The 19,122-nt window shown below is 51.1% G+C and carries 17 protein-coding genes; 13 read left to right on the forward strand and 4 right to left on the reverse strand.

All coding sequences use genetic code 11. The features are described 5' to 3' along the window. Nucleotides 1-7: 7 nt before the first annotated feature. The gene (locus tag KK083_RS03125; RefSeq protein WP_254160604.1) at nt 8-859 is read right to left on the reverse strand and encodes a universal stress protein; all 852 of its coding nucleotides are present in this window, start codon (nt 857-859) and stop codon (nt 8-10) included. 190 nt (nt 860-1,049) lie between these two features. Then, a complete protein-coding gene (locus KK083_RS03130; protein ID WP_254160606.1) occupies nt 1,050-2,588 on the reverse strand; it encodes a GAF and PAS domain-containing protein in 1,539 nt (512 codons plus the stop codon). A gap of 156 nt (nt 2,589-2,744) precedes the next feature. Between KK083_RS03130 and KK083_RS03135 the strand changes: the two genes are divergently transcribed. The 11 genes from KK083_RS03135 to KK083_RS03185 all read left to right on the forward strand — a co-directional run bounded on the left by KK083_RS03135 (nt 2,745) and on the right by KK083_RS03185 (nt 14,272). Continuing rightward, entirely contained in the window at nt 2,745-5,177 is a 2,433-nt protein-coding gene (locus KK083_RS03135; RefSeq protein ID WP_254160608.1) for a heavy metal translocating P-type ATPase, read from the forward strand. 30 nt (nt 5,178-5,207) lie between these two features. Continuing rightward, nucleotides 5,208-5,390 (forward strand): cbb3-type cytochrome oxidase assembly protein CcoS, encoded by a 183-nt coding sequence (ccoS, locus tag KK083_RS03140; protein ID WP_254160610.1) that lies wholly within the window; start codon nt 5,208-5,210, stop codon nt 5,388-5,390. Nucleotides 5,391-5,476: 86 nt separating this feature from the next. Continuing rightward, nucleotides 5,477-6,850, forward strand: coding sequence for an oxygen-independent coproporphyrinogen III oxidase (hemN, locus tag KK083_RS03145; protein ID WP_254160612.1), 1,374 nt, complete (start codon nt 5,477-5,479; stop codon nt 6,848-6,850). A 112-nt stretch (nt 6,851-6,962) separates the two neighbouring features. After that, nucleotides 6,963-7,331, forward strand: a complete 369-nt coding sequence (locus KK083_RS03150; RefSeq protein ID WP_254160614.1) for a hypothetical protein — start codon at nt 6,963-6,965, stop codon at nt 7,329-7,331. Between the two features lie 243 nt (nt 7,332-7,574). After that, nucleotides 7,575-8,234: a YoaK family protein gene (locus tag KK083_RS03155; RefSeq protein ID WP_254160616.1), complete on the forward strand. Its 660-nt coding sequence runs from the start codon at nt 7,575-7,577 to the stop codon at nt 8,232-8,234. 123 nt (nt 8,235-8,357) lie between these two features. Further along, nucleotides 8,358-10,493: a cytochrome-c oxidase, cbb3-type subunit I gene (gene ccoN / locus KK083_RS03160; protein ID WP_254160618.1), complete on the forward strand. Its 2,136-nt coding sequence runs from the start codon at nt 8,358-8,360 to the stop codon at nt 10,491-10,493. A gap of 31 nt (nt 10,494-10,524) precedes the next feature. Next, nucleotides 10,525-10,719: a cbb3-type cytochrome c oxidase subunit 3 gene (locus KK083_RS03165; RefSeq protein ID WP_254160620.1), complete on the forward strand. Its 195-nt coding sequence runs from the start codon at nt 10,525-10,527 to the stop codon at nt 10,717-10,719. Further along, nucleotides 10,716-11,639 carry a cbb3-type cytochrome c oxidase N-terminal domain-containing protein gene (locus KK083_RS03170; protein ID WP_254160622.1) on the forward strand — a complete coding sequence of 308 codons (924 nt, stop codon included), beginning with the start codon at nt 10,716-10,718 and terminating at the stop codon, nt 11,637-11,639. Before KK083_RS03165 ends, KK083_RS03170 begins: the two co-directional genes overlap by 4 nt. A gap of 15 nt (nt 11,640-11,654) precedes the next feature. After that, the gene (gene ccoG, locus KK083_RS03175; RefSeq protein WP_254160624.1) at nt 11,655-13,145 is read left to right on the forward strand and encodes a cytochrome c oxidase accessory protein CcoG; all 1,491 of its coding nucleotides are present in this window, start codon (nt 11,655-11,657) and stop codon (nt 13,143-13,145) included. Nucleotides 13,146-13,155: 10 nt separating this feature from the next. Continuing rightward, complete coding sequence (locus KK083_RS03180) at nt 13,156-13,584, forward strand: FixH family protein (RefSeq protein WP_254160626.1); 429 nt, start codon at nt 13,156-13,158, stop codon at nt 13,582-13,584. 1 nt (nt 13,585) lies between these two features. Beyond that, nucleotides 13,586-14,272, forward strand: a complete 687-nt coding sequence (locus KK083_RS03185; RefSeq protein WP_254160628.1) for a sulfite exporter TauE/SafE family protein — start codon at nt 13,586-13,588, stop codon at nt 14,270-14,272. On the opposite strand, the gene KK083_RS03190 is transcribed toward KK083_RS03185, so the two are convergent. Continuing rightward, nucleotides 14,269-15,330 (reverse strand): response regulator, encoded by a 1,062-nt coding sequence (locus KK083_RS03190; RefSeq protein WP_254160630.1) that lies wholly within the window; start codon nt 15,328-15,330, stop codon nt 14,269-14,271. The two genes, KK083_RS03185 and KK083_RS03190, sit on opposite strands and share 4 nt — an antisense overlap. Before the next feature lie 4 nt (nt 15,331-15,334). Continuing rightward, the gene (locus KK083_RS03195; RefSeq protein WP_254160632.1) at nt 15,335-16,582 is read right to left on the reverse strand and encodes a PAS domain-containing sensor histidine kinase; all 1,248 of its coding nucleotides are present in this window, start codon (nt 16,580-16,582) and stop codon (nt 15,335-15,337) included. 105 nt (nt 16,583-16,687) lie between these two features. Between KK083_RS03195 and KK083_RS03200 the strand changes: the two genes are divergently transcribed. Both KK083_RS03200 and KK083_RS03205 read left to right on the forward strand, forming a co-directional pair. After that, nucleotides 16,688-17,137: a universal stress protein gene (locus KK083_RS03200; protein ID WP_254160634.1), complete on the forward strand. Its 450-nt coding sequence runs from the start codon at nt 16,688-16,690 to the stop codon at nt 17,135-17,137. Nucleotides 17,138-17,292: 155 nt separating this feature from the next. Next, entirely contained in the window at nt 17,293-18,579 is a 1,287-nt protein-coding gene (locus KK083_RS03205) for a cation:proton antiporter (RefSeq protein ID WP_254160636.1), read from the forward strand. The last annotated feature ends 543 nt before the right edge of the window (nt 18,580-19,122 follow it).

Genomic DNA, 19,122 nt, shown 5'->3' on the forward strand with positions numbered 1-19,122 from the left:
ACTCAATTCACGCTTCCACTGGCTCACCCTTTAGCGCATACGTCCACACCAGTCCGCTGTTGTGATTGGCGATGTCTTCCGCCAGACTACCGTTGACAAGGTGGGCAATTCCCTTTCTTCCGTGGGTGCCCATGGCAATCAGATCGCCTTTCACGAAGCTGGCAAATTCCAGGATACCCTTCTCCTCATCACGGTGATTGAATACGCTGGTACTGTAATCTTTCAACATAAACCGTTTTGCAAAAGCTTCGAGCCGCTGATGGGTTACCGTGTCAGATGTAAAGTTCAGGGGTGTATTGATCCACACCAGGTGCAGGTGCGCCTTGAAGAAATATTGCAATGCCTTCACTTTCATCACCAGGTCTTCCTGTGCTTCGGTTTCAAACGTATTGGGGAATACGATATTTTTGATGGGCCCTTTGAAATAGCTTTTCATCACTAAAACCGGTACCATCGAATTTCTGACCATTTTTTCGGCATTCGAGCCGATGAAGAATTCCCGTGCGCCGCTGGCACCATGAGAGCCCATGATAACGAGGTCGATCGACTCTTTTTCAATGTAATCGTGGATCGTGCGCGAGACCACGCCAAACTGAACGGCAAAAATCACTTTCACACCTTCCGTCTTATACTTATCACGGAACTTTTTAAACTGGCCTTCCGCTTTTTCGCGAAGCTCTTTCAGAAGCTGTTCTTCAAAATTGAGCACGGGCATGAGTACAGTGTCGTGCATCACAGGAAGCTCGATCACATTCAGGAGGTGAACCGTGCCCTTCGACTGTTGGGCAACATCCAGGGCAAACCGGTAAGCATTGATGGCCGGAGTGGAGAAATCGCAGGGGACCAGTATCTTTTTCATGGCAACAAGGTTTGTTAATAGATCAAAAGTAAACGATGATAAGCAGCAGGACATTGAAGTGCGTCATGTAAAAGCATGATTTATGTCATAACGTGAGTCACATGTAATTCACCGCGAGCTGACGGGCCGGTGATGCTTTCGCGCGGGCTGCATCCTGCGTTTGGCTATTATGCTCTTTCAGCGCTAAAGCTTAATTTGTATTCATAGACATGGATGATGCTGGCACGGCAAATTCTCCTTGCATGATCTTTTCCAATTGCCGCAGATACAGCTTTTCGGCGTGCACGGTGTCGCGGATGTGGTAACGGGCACCAACGTATTTTACAATTTTGCCATCTTCAAAAACAGGAACGATTACGGCATCTACCCAATAGGGAGTACCGTCCTTCTTCCGGTTCTTTACGATGCCCTGAAAGACCTTCCCTTTTTTGATGGTTTGCCACATCACCCTGAAAACTTCTGCTGACATATCGGGGTGCCTGACGAAATTATGTCCTTTGCCGATAAGCTCTTCGGCGCTGTATTGGGAAACTTCACAAAACTTGGAGTTCACATATGTAATGGTGCCGAACAGGTCCGATTCCGAAAGAATGGTTGTCATGGCCAGCACCTTCTCTCTTGTATCGAGGTTCTTCTGCATCAGCTGATTCTCGTCCAACTGGCGGGTAAGCTGTTCCTGTATGGACTGCAGCTCTTCCACGTTCTGGCGCAGCTCCTCTTCCTGCGCGCGCAATGCCTGGGTCTGCCGCTGCGATTCGCTGAGCAAACGTTTAATGTTGCCACTGGTGGTGACGGATTCTACAACAGAGGCAAACGCTTCCGACACCTTTTCTAAGAAGCGGACTCTTGATGCGTCAAGGCGTTCAAAGCAGGCTACCTCCAATACACCTACAACAACCTCTTTTGCTTTCATCGGCACAATGGCTAGGAAGGCAGGTGTAGCCATGCCCAGGCCCGACGTTATTTTAACGTAATCTCCCGGCACTTCTGACAGCAGGATAGTTTCCTTTTCCAGGAAACACTGTCCAACAATTCCATTACCTATCGGGATGGTTTTGGAGATATGTTTTTTTCTATCGTACGCGTAGCAGGCTGTCAGCTCCAGGTTTGGCCCATCCTGATTTTCGTTGAGCAGAAAAACAGCGCCCTGGTTGCATTGGCAGTACTTCACCACAAACCGGATCACATCGTCGGCCAGCGATGCCATATCTTTTTGTGTTCTCAGCATGTCACCAAGCCTGGCAAGCCCTTCACTTTCCCAGATCCGTTTTTCTTCTTCATGTTTGTTGCTGATGAGTTTTTTACGAAACCTGCTCAACTGTTCGGATACCAGCCGGTTATCGAAGGTATCGGGCAGGTCGCTGCCGAGGTCGCCATTGTCAAGGGCGGCGATATAGGATTGAAGAATGGAGAACTGCCTGTGCTCGTAACCGGCACGTTCTTCGAGCTTGAGCTCTCGTTCACTGATCATCCTGCCTGTGAGGTAAAAAAGACTGCCGAGGAAGAATGGTGCTGTAGCGATTACCCAATGAACCGGGTTGTCGTGGTACAAATTCTTGATGGCGAAGAGGCTAAACCCGACATCGTTTTTGAACAGGTCGAGCGCGATGCTGATGACCAGCAGCGCTACGCCCAGGAAACATCCGATCACCAGGAACTCTGTTTTCAGTTTCCGGCTATTGAGGGCTAAAAATCGTTGGGCTTTATTTTTTGATATGGTCTCCTTCATGGTTTTAAACACCCGGTTAATGGTCCCAAATAAAACACCCGGGCGCTGCCAGGATCCTGACATAAATCAGGTTTCTGCCTGACTATTCTCAAGCCCGGGGCGGGGCTATGAAAATATTTTTGACGCATAAGTTCATAACAAGGAGAACCTGTTTTTATGACGAGCACTGAAGTGATCACCGGCCTGAAGTGTTACCACTGCGGCCAGCCCTGTGAAGGAACGCTGTGGAGCAACGACAAGGTTTTTTGCTGTTATGGGTGCCAAACCGTGTTCGAGATCCTGAATGAAAATGACCTCTGCGAATACTACAGCCTCGACCAAAATCCGGGCGCACAGCAGAACAAGGTAAACGAAGAAAGCTTTGCCTGGCTTGACGACAAGGACATCAGAAAAAAAGTGGTGGAGTTCGATTCGCCCGGTTTTGCCAGGGTTCGTTTCTACGTTCCCGCCATTCATTGCATTTCGTGCATCTGGCTGCTGGAGAACCTGCAGAAGCTGAACAAAGGTGTTTTGCGATCTGAGGTAAACTTCGCGCAGAAGACCGTGGGCATTGACTTCGACCCTGCCAGCACATCGCTCGGGAGCATAGCCATCGCGTTAAGTCGCATAGGGTATCCGCCACAGGTAAACCTCGACAGCCAGGATCATGGCAAAAAACAGAACAAAGACAAATCGCTGGTGCTCCGGCTTGCCGTGGCGGCGTTCTGCTTCGGCAACGTGATGCTCTTCAGCTTCCCTGAATACCTGGGCCTCGACCACGCCGACCGGCACCTGATGCGGATCTTCTCTTTCCTGAACCTGGCGCTGGCTGTGCCGGTGTTCTTCTACAGCGGGGCGGATTACTTCAGGTCATCGCTGAAAAGTTTCAAACAACGCCAGATCAACATCGATGTACCCATCGCCGCAGGACTGCTTGCCTTGTTCTTACGCAGCAGCTACGACATCATCAGCGGCACCGGTCCCGGTTACCTTGACTCCTTTACAGGCCTGGTATTCTTCCTGCTCATCGGCAGGTGGTTTCAAAGCAAAACCTACGAAAGCCTTGCCTTCGACAGGGATTTTACTTCGTATTTTCCACTGGCTGTGAGCAGGCTGACGAAAGATGGATGGAAGCCCGTGATCATCTATGAATTGAGAAGGGGTGACCAGATCATGGTAAGAAACATGGAGATCGTTCCGGCCGACAGCACGTTGCTGGACGATGAAGCGTACATCGACTACAGCTTTGTTACCGGCGAATCGAAACCTGTGAAAGCCACCCGCGCCACCATTGTGTATGCCGGTGGAAGGCTGGTGGGCGCGCCCGTGACACTCGTGGTTGAAAAAAAGATCTCGCAGAGTCACCTCACCACCTTGTGGAATCATGACGCCTTTAAAAAGGTGACTGAAAGCAAGTACCAGAAAACCATAGACAAGGCGGCCCGCACCTTTACCTGGGTGGTGATCTACATTGCCGCGGCTACGGCTCTATACTGGCAACTGTACAGGCCTTCTGAAATGTGGCTGGTGCTCACGTCGGTGCTGATGGTAGCATGCCCTTGTGCGCTAGCCCTGGCAGCGCCGTTCACATATGGAAGCATGCTCAGGGTGTTTGGAAGAAATCAGCTGTACCTGAAAAATGCCGATGTCGTTGAACGTATGGCCAGCATCGATACCGTGGTGTTTGACAAAACAGGAACCATCACCCATGGCAGCCATCCGGAAGTGGCTTTCCATGGAGCGCTTGATACGGATGCACTGCGTGCCGTGAAGCTGCTCACCAGTGCCTCGTCGCATCCGCTGAGCAGCATCGTTTCACAATCCATCAAGGTTCATTCCGCCGGAAAAATATTACACTTTAAAGAAGTTCCCGGCAAGGGTATTGAAGGAACGATCAACGGACACCTGATCCGCGCAGGCTCAGCGGGTTTTGTAGGTGCACGCCCCAACACCGATACAGAAAATGCTTATGTATATGTAGCCATAGACGATCTCGTAAAAGGATACTTCAGCATCAGGATCGCCGTTCGGAAAAATATCAAGGGTATGCTGCAGCGCCTTGGACGTAAGTGTGTGGCCCTGCTCTCAGGGGACAACGATGCCGACAGGAACAAAATGCGTGCGCTATTCGATCCTTCAACGGCGCTGCTGTTCAACCAGGGCCTGCACGATAAGCTGGCTTACGTTAAAGACCTGCAGGCAGAAGGCAAAAATGTGCTGATGGTAGGCGATGGTCTGAACGATGCCGGCGCCCTGAAGCAAAGCACGGTGGGCATCGCCGTTACTGACGATACCGGCGTGTTCACCCCTGCCTGCGATGGCATTCTTGCGGGTGAACGGCTGGGGCAACTCGACCGGTACCTGGCGCTTGCCAGAACATCATCATCGATCCTGAAAACCGGCTTCGGCATCTCATTTTTTTACAACGCCGTGGCGCTGAGCTTTGCTGTGACCGGTCACCTGACACCGCTGGTGGCGGCCATCCTCATGCCCATCAGCAGCATCAGTGTGGTGGGATTTTCGGCGATGGCCGTGAATTTTATAGCGAAGAAGAAATTACAAAACAATAACCAGAACATACGAAAGAGCCGCCTTCGATCGCCTTCATAAATACGAATTTGAACGAACCCTATATTAATCATGACCATCATCATTTTGCTCATCGGGATAAGCCTGACCATTGCCGTGGTGTTTCTGCTGATCTTTTACTGGAGTCTGAAAAGCGGCCAGTTCGACGACAGCTATACGCCCTCCGTGAGAATGCTGTTCGATGGCAAGCCCGCGAAAGGTGAAAGCAACGCGCAGAAAAAGCTGGGAAAGTAAGCGATGATCAGAAAACCTGACAAAAGTCACCTCGCTGGTTGATCAGTCTCAGCGGGCTTGTTCCGGCTGCAGGATATTTTGCCTGCATGATCGAATCTATCAGCCTGGCTGCGCTCATTAAAAAATACGATATACCGGTGCCCCGGTATACGAGCTATCCTACGGTACCTTGTTGGGATACCACAAATTTCAACACCGAAAAATGGATCGACGCCGTCAGCAGGTCGTTCCGCGAATCGAACGACACCAAAGGGATCAGCCTCTACATTCACCTGCCCTTCTGCGAAAGCCTTTGTACGTATTGTGCCTGCAATACACGCATCACCAAAAATCACAACGTGGAGATCCATTACATCAGAACGACCCTGAAGGAATGGGGCATCTATAAAAAGATCTTCGGCAGGCGGCCGCTGCTTCGTGAGCTGCACCTGGGTGGCGGCACGCCCACGTTCTTCAGCGCAGAGAACCTGAAGTGGCTCATCGGCGACATACTGGAAGACGCCAACATTCATGACGATTACGAATTCAGCTTCGAAGGGCACCCCAACAACACCACGGCTGACCACCTGAAAACGCTCGCTGATCTTGGATTCAGGAGAGTAAGCTTCGGTGTTCAGGACCTGGATGAGAAAGTGCAACGAACCATCAATCGTATTCAACCATTCGCGAACCTGCAGGAGGCCACGCACCTCAGCAGGATCAACGCCTATACCTCTGTCAGCTACGACCTGATCTATGGTCTCCCCTTCCAAACGCCGGCGACCATCACCGATACCGTTGAGAAGGTGCTGACGCTGAAACCCGACCGGGTTTCATTTTACAGTTATGCCCATGTGCCGTGGCTCAGGCCGGGACAACGCGGCTACGAAGACGCAGACCTTCCTACCGATGTAATGAAACGGCACCTGTATGAAACAGGAAGGGCCCTGTTAAGATCCAAAGGATATGAAGATGTGGGAATGGATCATTTCGCGTTGGCACACGATCCGCTTTTCAAAGCACAGCACAACGGCCGGCTTCACCGGAATTTTATGGGTTATACCACCAATGAAACCGACCTGCTCATCGGCCTGGGCACTTCCGCCATCAGCGATGCAAAGTATGCTTATGCGCAAAACGCAAAGAAAGTAGAAGACTATGCTGCGGCGATAGCAAACAACACTTTGGCAGTATTCAAAGGCCACCTGCAAACCGAACAGGATCTGCAGCTTAAAAAATGCATCCTGGCGGTGGCGTGCGAAGGCAAAGTGCGCCGGCAGGATCTTCTCAGCCTTGGTGACGAAGAAATTCTCCCGACTCTCGATGCGATGAAACAGGAAGGCATTCTTTCTGCAAACATCGATGGTTTCCAGGTAACGGCGTTGGGACGTGCGTTTGTCCGAAATGTGTGCAGCGTCTTCGACCAGCGGATGAAGAACACACAGACCCAAAACCAAAAGCTCTTCAGCAAGGCAATATGAGCCTCCGATCTATAAGCCGCGATGTAGCTACAAAACAAAATTCGGGTTTCCTGATTTTTGTCATTTCCCGTCAGTGGCGCTTGTTCTACCATTGTGAAATTTTAGTGTAAAAATGACAGGCGTGGAAAAAATGGTGATCTTTATGTGTTCTGGCGCGGCCAAAGCCGGCAGCAGAAAACTTTCTTACCGGATCGCGGCCCAGCTCGAAACGATGGGCATTGCCGATATCGGTGACCTCGAAAAATTGTCTGAACAGCATAGCGCGCCCACGCCCCTGCAAAAAAGAATGATCTTCATTAACGATTGCCGGTCGGGCTGCGTGAATGTTCTCACCCATGGATTCAGCAAAGACCAATTTCTTTTTTTCGATGTTTCTCCCTACCTGCATTTGCCAACCTTCGATGCTTCCGGCTACGTTCACCAGGAGATCCTGCCCAAGCTGAATGAGAAATGGAACTGGATTGAGAAGAGTAGGCAGTAGGCAATAATCAGTAGGCAACGTTGGGTCTGAATTTATAACTGCCCGTCTCCAACAAGAACCATCGCGAGCTTCGAAACACCGCATCATTGCCTACTGCCCGATAGCGAAGGCAGCTTCCCTGACTATTACCATGCAACGTACCGTTGTATGACCTGAATCATATCTGCAAGAAAATGGTAAATTGAACGAATGTTTCGTCAGGGCAAACCAAGAGCGTTCATCCATAATCTACGGCTTGCTTCCATGCTTTCGTTCGTTGCCGGCATGGTGAATATCACCGGCGTGCTTTCAATCAATACGCTTACAACAAACGTTACAGGCCACTTCGCCTTTTTTGCTGAAGAGTTTGTTCAACAGGATTATTCCATGGCGCTGACGTATATCGTCTATATTCTTTTTTTTCTGTTCGGCGCTTTTGTCTGCGGTTTTTTCGTAGAAATGATGCTGCGAATAAAACCTCGCATCTCTCACGCTTTCCCGATGCTGCTGGAGATGTGCATCCTCATTGCCGCAGCGTTGGGCGGCGCATTCATTGACGATCAATGGCTGGCCTGTATGCTGCTGTTCTCCATGGGACTGCAAAACGCCCTGGTCACCAAAGTCTCGAATGCCACCGTGCGCACCACACACCTCACCGGTTTGTTCACCGACCTGGGAATCGAGATCTCGCAGTTATTTTTTTACAAGGATAACGCGGAACGGCACAAACTGTCGAAAAGTGTTTACCTGAGGCTCGCCATCATCCTTTTTTTCTTTCTGGGTTGTGTGCTGGGTGGATTTTTATACAAACAGGTGGCCTTCAAGTCCTTGTTGTTTGCCGCTGCTGCACTGCTGATCGCCTTGCTGTACGACAACCTCCGCTACGGATTCCACTATTATCGCAGAAAATTGCGGTCCCTCTGAATCACTACCCGGGAATTTCCTGACAGAAATCAGTTTTCCATATGACCACGATCATAAGGCAGCCGGCTACCCGCGTCTACTTTTAAGACCGGAAAGAACCTGCATTTAACCCCAGGCCATCGTATGGAACTCGAAAAATTCAGTTACGACAACAAGATTGTAAAAGCATTCATGATCGCCACCGTGGTCTTCGGACTGGTGGGCATGCTGGTGGGACTTACCGCCGCCATTCAGCTGGTGTATCCCATCTTCAACTTCGATACGCAGTACACAACATTCGGGCGCATCAGGCCCCTGCACACCAACGCCATCATCTTTGCGTTTGTAGGCAACGCCATGTTTGCGGGTGTTTATTATTCCATGCAGCGTCTGCTGAAAACGCGCATGTTCAGCGACAAACTCAGCTGGATCCATTTCTGGGGATGGCAGCTCATCATTGTGGCAGCTGCGATCACGTTACCGCTGGGCATGACCACTTCCAAGGAGTATGCGGAGCTGGAGTGGCCCATCGACATCGCCATCACCGTGATCTGGGTGGTGTTTGGCTGGAACATGATCGGCACCATCATCAAACGTCGCGAGCGGCACATGTATGTGGCCATCTGGTTTTACATCGCCACCTTCGTAACGGTGGCCGTACTGCACGTGGTAAACTCGTTCGAGATGCCGGTGACGCTTTTCAAAAGTTACTCGTGGTATGCGGGTGTGCAGGATGCGCTGGTGCAGTGGTGGTACGGGCACAACGCGGTGGCCTTCTTCCTCACCACACCTTTCCTGGGCATGATGTACTACTTTCTTCCGAAAGCTGCCAACCGTCCCGTGTATTCGTACAGGCTTTCCATCATTCACTTCTGGTCGCTCATCTTCATCTATATCTGGGCCGGCCCTCACCACCTGCTCTATACGTCACTGCCCGACTGGGCGCAATCACTGGGTGTAGTGTTTTCCATCATGCTGATAGCGCCGTCGTGGGGAGGCATGCTCAACGGTTTGATGACCCTGCGCGGCGCGTGGGATCGTGTTCGTGAAGATCCTATTCTGAAATTTATGGTGGTGGCCGTCACTGCTTACGGTATGGCTACACTCGAAGGGCCGCTGCTGTCGCTTAAGAACGTGAATGCCATTGCGCACTTCACAGACTGGATCGTAGCGCACGTGCACGTGGGTGGATTAGGATGGAACGGCTTCATGATCTTTGCCGTGCTATACTGGCTGGTGCCGCGCATGTGGGGTACAACCCTATATTCACGCAGGCTCGCCAACACACACTTCTGGCTCGGCACCCTGGGCATTATCTTCTATGCGCTGCCCATGTATGTATCAGGCGTGGTGCAAAGCCTCATGTGGAAAGAATTCAATCCCGAAGGTTTCCTCGTCTATAAGAACTTCCTGGAAACAACGGTACAGATCCTGCCGCTGCATGCGCTGCGGGCAACGGGTGGTGCGTTCTACCTGCTGGGCGCGTTCATCATGACCTACAACCTGGTGAAAACAGCAAAAGCCGGAAGCTTCATCGCCAACGAAGGAACTGAAGCGGCACCGCTGGTAAACGAATATGTGGCTTCGAGAAACGCAGGATGGCACCACCGTGTGCTGGAGCACAAACCTGTGATCTTTACGGTGCTGACGCTCATCGCCATCTTAATCGGCGGGTTCATTGAAATGGTACCCACCTTCCTCATCAAATCGAATGTTCCAACCATCACCAGCGTAAAACCCTACACGCCGCTGGAGCTTCATGGCAGGGACATCTACATACGCGAGGGCTGTGTGAACTGTCATACGCAGATGGTGAGGCCATTCCGCTCCGAGACCGAACGCTACGGTGAGTATTCAAAAGCTGGAGAATTCGTTTATGATCACCCCTTCCTCTGGGGCTCGAAACGAACAGGCCCTGACCTGCATCGCGTGGGCGACAAGTATTCCAACAGCTGGCATTACAACCATATGCTGGCACCTGATGCAGTCTCCACCGGTTCTATCATGCCTGCCTACCCCTGGCTCTTCGAACAAAATATCGACAGGGATGCCACCGCCGGCAAGGTCAGCGCGCTGCGCAAGGTAGGCGTGCCTTACGAAGAAGGATACGAATCTGTTGCCAACGATGACCTCGACAAACAATCGGCGCAGATCGCAGGCTCGCTGAAAGCAGACGGCATTGAAGTGCTGCCCGATGCAGAGATCGTGGCCCTGATCGCGTACCTGCAAAGGCTGGGCAAAGACATCAAGGCAGAACCTACTGCCAACGCTGAAAAATAGGACGAACCTCACTACTAAAGTATAATGTGCTATGTATAAGAATGTGCTCCAAAGTATCGATAACATCGCCATCTGGCCCGTTATCTCCTTTGTTATCTTCTTTCTCTTCTTCATCTGCCTGCTCTGGTGGGTCTTTACTACCGACAAAAAATTCATCGATAAGATGAAGGGTCTTCCCATCGATCATACTTCAGAAGAAAAGGATCTTAACATCACACAACTATGAAGAAGCCATTGCTGATATTATCCGGTTGCCTGTTCGCAGCATCAACCTTTGCGCAGGAGAATACCGCCAAAACATTCTGGGACGATCCGGTGAACCATCCCCTGGCGTCACTGTACGTGGTGACTGCTTTGCTGCTGGTGGTTGTCATCCTGGTTGCCTTCGTGGGCATCTACATGGTGAAGGTGCTGAACACGCTCACGGAACAGGCCAGGAAAGTGAACGCTGAAAAATCGGGCATCGCCTACGTGCCCCTGCAAAGCTGGTGGCAGCGGTTTGCGCAACGTATGAACGCCTCTGTACCTGTTGAGCAGGAGAAAAATATCGAGATGGATCACAGCTACGATGGCATCCGCGAGCTCGACAACCATTTGCCGCCGTGGTGGAAATGGCTTTTTTATGGAACGATCGGCTGGTCTGTGGTGTACATCATCGTGTTCCACTTTTCCGCCAGCCTGCCCCTCTCGCTGGAAGAGTATCAACAGGAAGTTGCTGTTGCCGAGGAACAGGCGCGCAAGCTCAGGGCATCTCAACCCGAAGCAACGATCGATGAGAACGCGCTGCAGTATACCGCTGACGCAGCCATCATCGAAAAAGGCAAAACAGTATTCATGAACAATCCGTGCGGATCGTGCCACAGGAACGACGGTGGCGGAAACACCATCGGTCCTAACCTCACAGACGAATACTGGCTGCACGGCGGAGATGTGAAGAACATTTTCAATACGATCAAAAACGGCGTGGTCGAAAAGGGTATGCCCGCGTGGGGAAAATCCATGAGCCCCCAGGATGTACGTGACCTTACATTCTTCGTGATGAGCCTGCAGGGAACCAAACCCGCCGATGCCAAGGCGCCACAAGGTGAGCTTTTTAAACAAACACCTGTTGGCGCAGACACTACCGCCACACAGGCTTCCCTTTAAAATAAAGAAAGTGAGATGGAGATGGAAGGTGAAATAAGGATCGATCTGAGAAAAGAAAGGCTTGCAAAAAGCCTGGCCAACATTGAAGCAGGCACAGGAGAAGAATTTCGTGATACCATTGCCACCGTAGACGCCGCCGGAAAACGTCTCTGGATCTATCCTAAAAAACCTTCGGGTCGCCTTCACCAATGGCGTATAGCTGTAACGGTGGTGTTGCTGTCATTGCTCTTTGCAGGGCCGTTCCTGAAGATCGGCGGACAGCCATTGCTGCTGCTGAACATCTTCGAACGCAGGTTTGTGATCTTTGGACAGGCTTTCTGGCCACAGGATTTTGTATTGCTGGCCATCACGCTGATCGCCTTCTTTGCTTTCATCATTCTGTTTACCGTTGTCTTTGGCAGGATCTGGTGCGGATGGTTATGCCCGCAGACACTCTTCATGGAGATGGTCTTTCGGAAGATCGAATACCTCATTGAAGGCGACGCCGCCGCACAACGAAGACTGGCCAGGGAGCCCTGGCATTGGAACAAGCTTGGGAAGAAAACGCTCAAGCATGCGATCTTTCTTCTCATCTCCATACTGATCGCGCACACGGTTCTTGCTTACATCATTGGTGCAAAAGATACCTTTGCCATCATCACGCAGTCGCCGGCATTAAACCCGGCAGGGTTCATCGCGATGATCAGCTTTACAGGCATCTTCTATTTTGTTTACGCCAAATTCCGCGAGCAGGCCTGCATTGCCGTTTGTCCTTATGGAAGATTGCAAGGTGTGCTGCTGGGAAAAGAATCGATCGTGGTGGCCTACGACTGGCTGCGCGGAGAGCCGCGGGGACATTTAAAAAAGAATCAAGTATCAGCGGCGAACCCGGGCGACTGCATCGACTGCAAGCTCTGCGTTCACGTCTGCCCTACCGGCATCGACATCCGCAATGGTACCCAGATGGAATGTGTGAATTGCACGGCCTGCATCGACGCCTGCGATGATGTGATGATCAAGATCGGCAAACCCAAGGGGCTGATCCGGTTCGCGTCCATCAACTCCATTACCGACAGGATCCAGAACATTGTCAACCTAAGGGTGATCGGCTATTCATTTCTGCTGGTGACGCTGATGAGCATGTTGAGCTTTGCGCTGATCACCCGGTCAGACGTGGAGACAACGATATTGAAAGTTCCGGGCACCTTATACCAGCGCGAGGGTGGCGTGATCAGCAACCTGTACAACGTGGAGTTCATCAACAAAACCTTCGACGGCCTTAAGCTGGAAATCAAGGTAGAATCTCCCGCCACAGCCTCGCTTTATAAAGTCGACGGAAAAGAGATCACGGTGCCGGCAGAAGGAATGGCAAAAGGTGTCTACTTCATCAAGATCCCTGAAAAAGACATCACCAACGCCCGCACCGTGGTGACACTCGGAATTTACAGCCAGGGAAAAAAGCTTGAAACCGTAAAAGCCAAATTCATCAGGCCGGTAACAAAAGCTTCGGATGCAAAAAGAAATTAATTGAACTGTTATGAACTGGGGAAAATGGATTATTGTGGCATTTGTTCTGTTCGCAAGCTTTATTGCAACACTGGTAACGGTGTGCATGCGCCAGGATGTGAGCCTCGTATCAAAAGATTATTACAAGGAAGAGCTTGCGTACCAGGCACAGATAGGACGTGTGATCAATGCCAGTCAGCTCGAAGTGAAACCGGTCATCCAGAAAACCGGACATTTCATTGCTGTTGACTTCGCCCTGCTCAACGAGATCGATCACGGCAGCCTGAAATTATTCAGACCTTCCGACGCGGCCATGGACCAGGTATTTGAGCTGAAACCGTCGGCCGATGGCTACCAGCTGTTCTCCACCGGCAACCTTGAAAAAGGTATGTACCGTGCGCGCATGCAATGGACCATGCACGGAAAAGAATATTACATTGAACAAATAGTGTATCTCTGATATGTGGCTCACAGCGTTCATGATCGGACTTGCTGGAAGTTTGCATTGCGCGGGCATGTGCAGTCCCCTGGCCATGACCCTCACCAACAGGCGCGCTATAGGGGGAAGGGTTCTGTACAACCTGGGCAGGATCACAACGTATGGGATGCTGGGCGCCGTGGTGGCATCATTGGGTTTTCTGTTTCCGCTTGAGAGGTTTCAAAACCTGCTGTCAGTTCTTTTGGGACTGTCGCTGCTCGTGATGGCCTCTGCCGGCATCACAGGCATCCGCATTCCATTGATCACCCCGGTGGCGATCCGGTTTACAGGCTGGTTGAAAAAATTGTTTGCTGGCTTTATGAAAAATAAGAACACCGGCACACTGCTGCTGCTCGGCGCGCTTAACGGTATGCTTCCCTGCGGCCTTACTTTTCTTGCGCTCACCTTCTGTATTACCCTGGCGGGACCGCTGGAAGGATTCATATACATGCTTTGTTTTGGGGCGGGTACCCTTCCCGTAATGTTGGGATTGGTTTCACTGGCTGGCTTACTCACCAACAAACTGCATTGGAGTACCCGGAAGATCACCACCGGCATGATGCTGCTTTCCGGTATGCTGCTGATCGCGCGGGTGTTCATCACGCACCACCCCGAAAGCCACGTTACCTATTCGGCCCCGGTAGAAATAGACATCGTGATCTGCCGTTAACGGGCCACGTTCCAGCGCACCACTTTTTCAAGCTTGGGCCGCTGTACGATCCTGATCTTTCCACCCTCCACCTCAATGAGCCCTTCGTCCTTGAAGTCAGACAAGACCCTGATCACGGACTCGGAAGCGGTTCCTACCATCTTGGCCAGGTCTTCACGCGAAATGGCGATGATGGATTTTGCATCCTTCAGCGCTTCCGATCGCAACAGCGCTTCCGCCGTACGTTGTCTTACCGAATTATAGGCAAGGTTTAAAAGTTGGTGCTCACGCTCGGCTACTTTTTTGCATAACAGGTTGATGAAACTCTTCGACACATCGGGGTGGCTCTGGATCATCAGCATAAAATCGTGGCGTGGAATGGCGATCAGCTCCGAATCCTGCATGGCTACGGCAGACTCGCGGTAGTTCTCATTTTCGAGCACCGGCTCGAAGCCAAAAAAATCGTTGGCCGTATACAGGTTAATGATCAGCTCTTTTCCGTCAGGGTGTGATTTAAAGGTCTTCACGTTGCCCGACTTGATGAAAAAAATGTTCAGCGGAAGATCGCCCTCTGAAAACACCTCCGCCTTCTTTTTGTAAACCTTTACTTTTTTGTCTTTCCCGAGCTCGCTGATGTTCAGCACCTGCCGGGCATCCCTGATAAAAGTATCGAGCCCTTCGGCGGTAACATCATACTGCTTCTGAAGCATGGCGCTTTTTCTGAGCCTCGCCTCGATGGCATTGAGCAGGTCGGTATCATCGAAAGGTTTGGTGAGATAATCGTCAGCACCCAGGTTCATACCTTTGCGGATGTCCGTCTTTTCAGTCTTGGCCGTGAGAAAAATGAACGGGATGTTAGCCGTTTGTTCGTTCTTGCTCAGGATGTGCAGCACACCATAGCCATCCAGCTCCGGCATCATAATGTCGCAGATAATGAGATCGGGTTTTTCCTTCTGGGCAAGCTCAACACCTATTTTACCGTTCTCGGCCACCACAACATTATAATTGGCCAGTGAAAGGATCTCGCTTGTGTTCTCTCTCACTTCCGGGTTGTCCTCAATTAAAAGTATCTTCTTCATAATGCTATCGCGTAGGGATGATCACTGTAAAAATACTGCCTTTGCCGTGAACACTGGAGAATGAAATGGTTCCGTTGAGCAAGTCCACATACCGCTTCACAATATTGAGCCCCAGGCCTGTGCCCTGAACATTTCCGGCATTGCTCGCCCTGAAAAACCTGTCGAACATATGCTTCTGGTCCTCCGCCGGAATACCGATGCCTTCGTCTCTCACCGCAAAGGCCACGTTGCCGCCATCCATAAAACATTCAATGTGAATAGCCTTGTTCTCATCCGAATATTTACTGGCGTTCGATATAAGATTGAACAGGATATTCCGCAAGATCCTGGCGTCTGAGCTCAGGTATTCCACCGCGTTGCCGATGCGAACCTCCAGGCGCTGCCCGGCCTTCAGCGTAGACGTGATCTCTTCTTTTACCTCTTTCAAAAACTCCGAAAGCTGGATCGACTCTTTGTTGACATCCACCTTTCCCTCCTCAAGCTTGCCAAGCGACAGCAGATCGTTCAGGATCGAAGTAAGGTGATTGACGGAAGATTTGATGCGCAGCACGTGCTTGTTGACCTTATCAGGCTCACCTTTTTCAGTATACTGGCTGATCAGCGATGCCGAGCTCATCACGGTGCTCAGAGGCGTTCTGAACTCATGCGATGCAATGGATACAAACTTCGACTTGAGCTCATTCAGCTCACGTTCGCGGTCCAGCGCCTTCCGCGCTTCCTCCTCCGCCTTCTTCCTCACCTGCACCTCTTTTTCCAGTGCCGTGATGGTTGAGGCCAGGTCTTCTGTACGCGACTGTACTTTCTTTTCGAGCTCCGAGGCATAGACCAGCAACTGCTCCTCGCTTCTTTTCAACGCTTCTTCCGCTTTCTTCCGCTCCGTAATGTCGCTGATAAAAGCCATGACCAGGATCTGTCCGTCAACATTGGTATAACTCAGGCTGACCGCCACGGGAAACTGTGAGCCATCTTTTCTTTTGGCGATCAGGTCACGCCCCATGCCCATAGGCCTCGGTTCTGGATGATCCGTAAAGTTTTTCCGGTACCCGACGTGTTTAGCCCGCATTTGCTCGGGCAACAGGTCTTCTACCAGCAGGCCGATCATGGCACCCTTCTCGTAGCCAAACATTCGTTCCGTTACCGGGTTGGCCAAAAGTATCCTGCCCTGCTGATCTACCAGCATGATGGCTTCCACCGAGCTCTGAAAGATCTGCTGGAAAGTTTCGTTGGAAATAAACGGCATTGACTCAAACATAACAGCAACAATTTAGAAAACGACTGACAAAAATCAGTCTTTTTGTTGATCCTAATCCTGATTTTAGCACGCTTTACGGCCTAAGTTCGTATTATAATTTTCCGTATGAGACCCATATTATGTGTGATTGACCTGAGTGAAACGTCTGTACAGGTACTGGAGGTGGCTGGAAGAATGGCTTTGGCATACAAAACACAACTGATCATATTATTCCCTTACCGGCTGATCGACTATGGTTATAAAGGTGAGATCTCACAATTAAAAAACCGGCTGGAAGGCGAAGCGCGTGAGAAGTTTATGAGCCTGAAAAACCAGGTGGCCGTGCTCGGCGAGCTCTCCTATGATTTCCAACCTGAAATAGGCTTTCCGTCTGACAGGATCAGCGCCTACGTGCGAAGAAACAAAGTCGATTCTGTGGTGATCAGCCAGCGCCAGGCCCACGCCATGAACGAGGTTAACGGTATGGCACTGCAAAACCTGATCGTAGGGTCCAGGTTGCCCTTCACCATTGTACCCGAACAGATCGACGTTGAGTCGGTAGTCGGTATTCAGTAATCAGTATTCTGTAATCGGTATTCAGGTATTCGGTAATCAGTAATCAGGTAAAATTCAGTCTCTTTCCGAGGGACCGATCATCGGTTACCGATCACTGATTACCAATTTACCGTTTACCATTTTTTGCTTATCTTCGGGGTCTGACTTTTTTAGCTATGGACCTGTACTATACCTTTTCGGTTCTCATCGTGCTTGCCGCCATTTTTTCTTACCTGAACCTGCGGTACCTGAAGCTGCCTTCCACCATCGGCATCATGATCATCGCCATGATCGCCTCCCTGAGCCTGGTGGGGTTGGGAAAGTCCTATCCCGCGCTTTCGCTCCAGTTCTCGAAGGTGATCGCCAGCGTCGATTTCTCGGAGGTGCTGATGGGTGCCATGCTGAACTTCCTGTTGTTTGCCGGGGCCATCCACATCAGTCTTCACGACCTGCGTAAACAACGCATCCCGGTGATCATCTTTTCAACGGTGGGGGTAGTGATCTCTACCATCGTGGTTGGCGCGCTGATGTACCTGGCGTTCCTGGCCCTGGGTATGAATATTCCGCTCATCCAGTGTTTCGTGTTCGGTGCGCTCATCTCTCCTACAGACCCCATTGCCGTGATCGCCATCCTGAGAAAGGCGGGCATCCGTAAGTCTATTGAAATAAAAGTGGCGGGTGAATCGCTCTTCAATGATGGTGTTGCTGTTGTGCTGTTCGTGATCCTGCTGGAGCTTGCGCAGGGCAGCGCCGTTGACATCACTTTCATTCACGTGGCGGGCCTGCTGGTGCAGGAAGCCGGCGGAGGACTGCTCGTAGGACTTTTGCTGGGCTACATCGGCTCGCAGGGTATCAGGAGGATCAACAGCTACAATGTTACGGTGATCATTACCCTGGCCATTGTGATGGGTGGATACCTGGTAACGCGGTACCTGCACATTTCCGGACCACTCACCATGGTGGCGGCGGGGCTGGTGATCGGCAACTACGGCAAAGCCATCGCTATGTCTGCCACGGATAAAGATTACCTCGACAAATTCTGGGAGCTGGTGGATGAGATCCTCAACGCCATGCTGTTCCTCATCATCGGGTTCGAGCTGCTGCTGATCCAAAACTTAAAACAATTCTGGCAGATCGGTTCGCTGGCCATCGGCATTGTACTGCTCGCCAGGTTCTTTTCCATCTGGCTGCCCATCAGGTTCATTCCAAACATCGGCACATTCGACCGGAAGACCATCGTGATACTGGTATGGGGTGGCCTGCGGGGTGGTGTGTCAGTAGCCCTTGCGTTAACCATCGACGACCGGCTGAACCAGAACCTGTTCCTGGCCATTACCTATTACGTGGTGGTATTCTCCATCATCATCCAGGGGCTCACCATCGGCAAGCTTACCTCATTCCAGAAAGGTGAGAAAAACAGGAACGTGCCCGTGATGTCGGCGAGGCAGCGGGTGAGCAGGTAGAATAGTCCATAGTCCATAGTCCATAGTCCACAGTCGACGGTCCACAGTCCACAGCCGTACCTCCATGAAACCGGTTCCCGTGCGATGGGCGGTGAGATGGCATGCGCGAGCGAAGGATCCTATGATGGTTCGCTGCACACTTATTCGAAAGCATAACTTTCGAGATACACTCCACCATTAGGGGATTCTTCACTGCGCTCCTCCAACCCACATGCCCCGTTCCCAATGACGTGCCAGCAGGAGGCTCCTATGGAGCCCAATATGAATTAACCATTCCATTCTAATAAACAGGGAGCTCCATCCGGAGCTAAATGCATTTCACTCCGATAGGAGTGCCCTGTCTATAGAATAGATCAGTTGCCCGATCGGCTCCATAGGAGCCTCCTGAAATTCCTAATTTGAAATGCCAGCGTAAAAAGGAACGCGCGCGTCATTCTTATCATCGCTACAGCCTTCTGCTGGATAAATTCTCAGAATGACGTGCTCTCGCAACCGTTAGTGCCATTCCAGAAGCCGGATACGGGTTTCCAAAAAAAGACGTTT

The sequence above is a fragment of the Chryseosolibacter histidinae genome, assembly GCF_018598225.1.
GTDB lineage: Bacteria > Bacteroidota > Bacteroidia > Cytophagales > Cyclobacteriaceae > Chryseosolibacter > Chryseosolibacter histidini.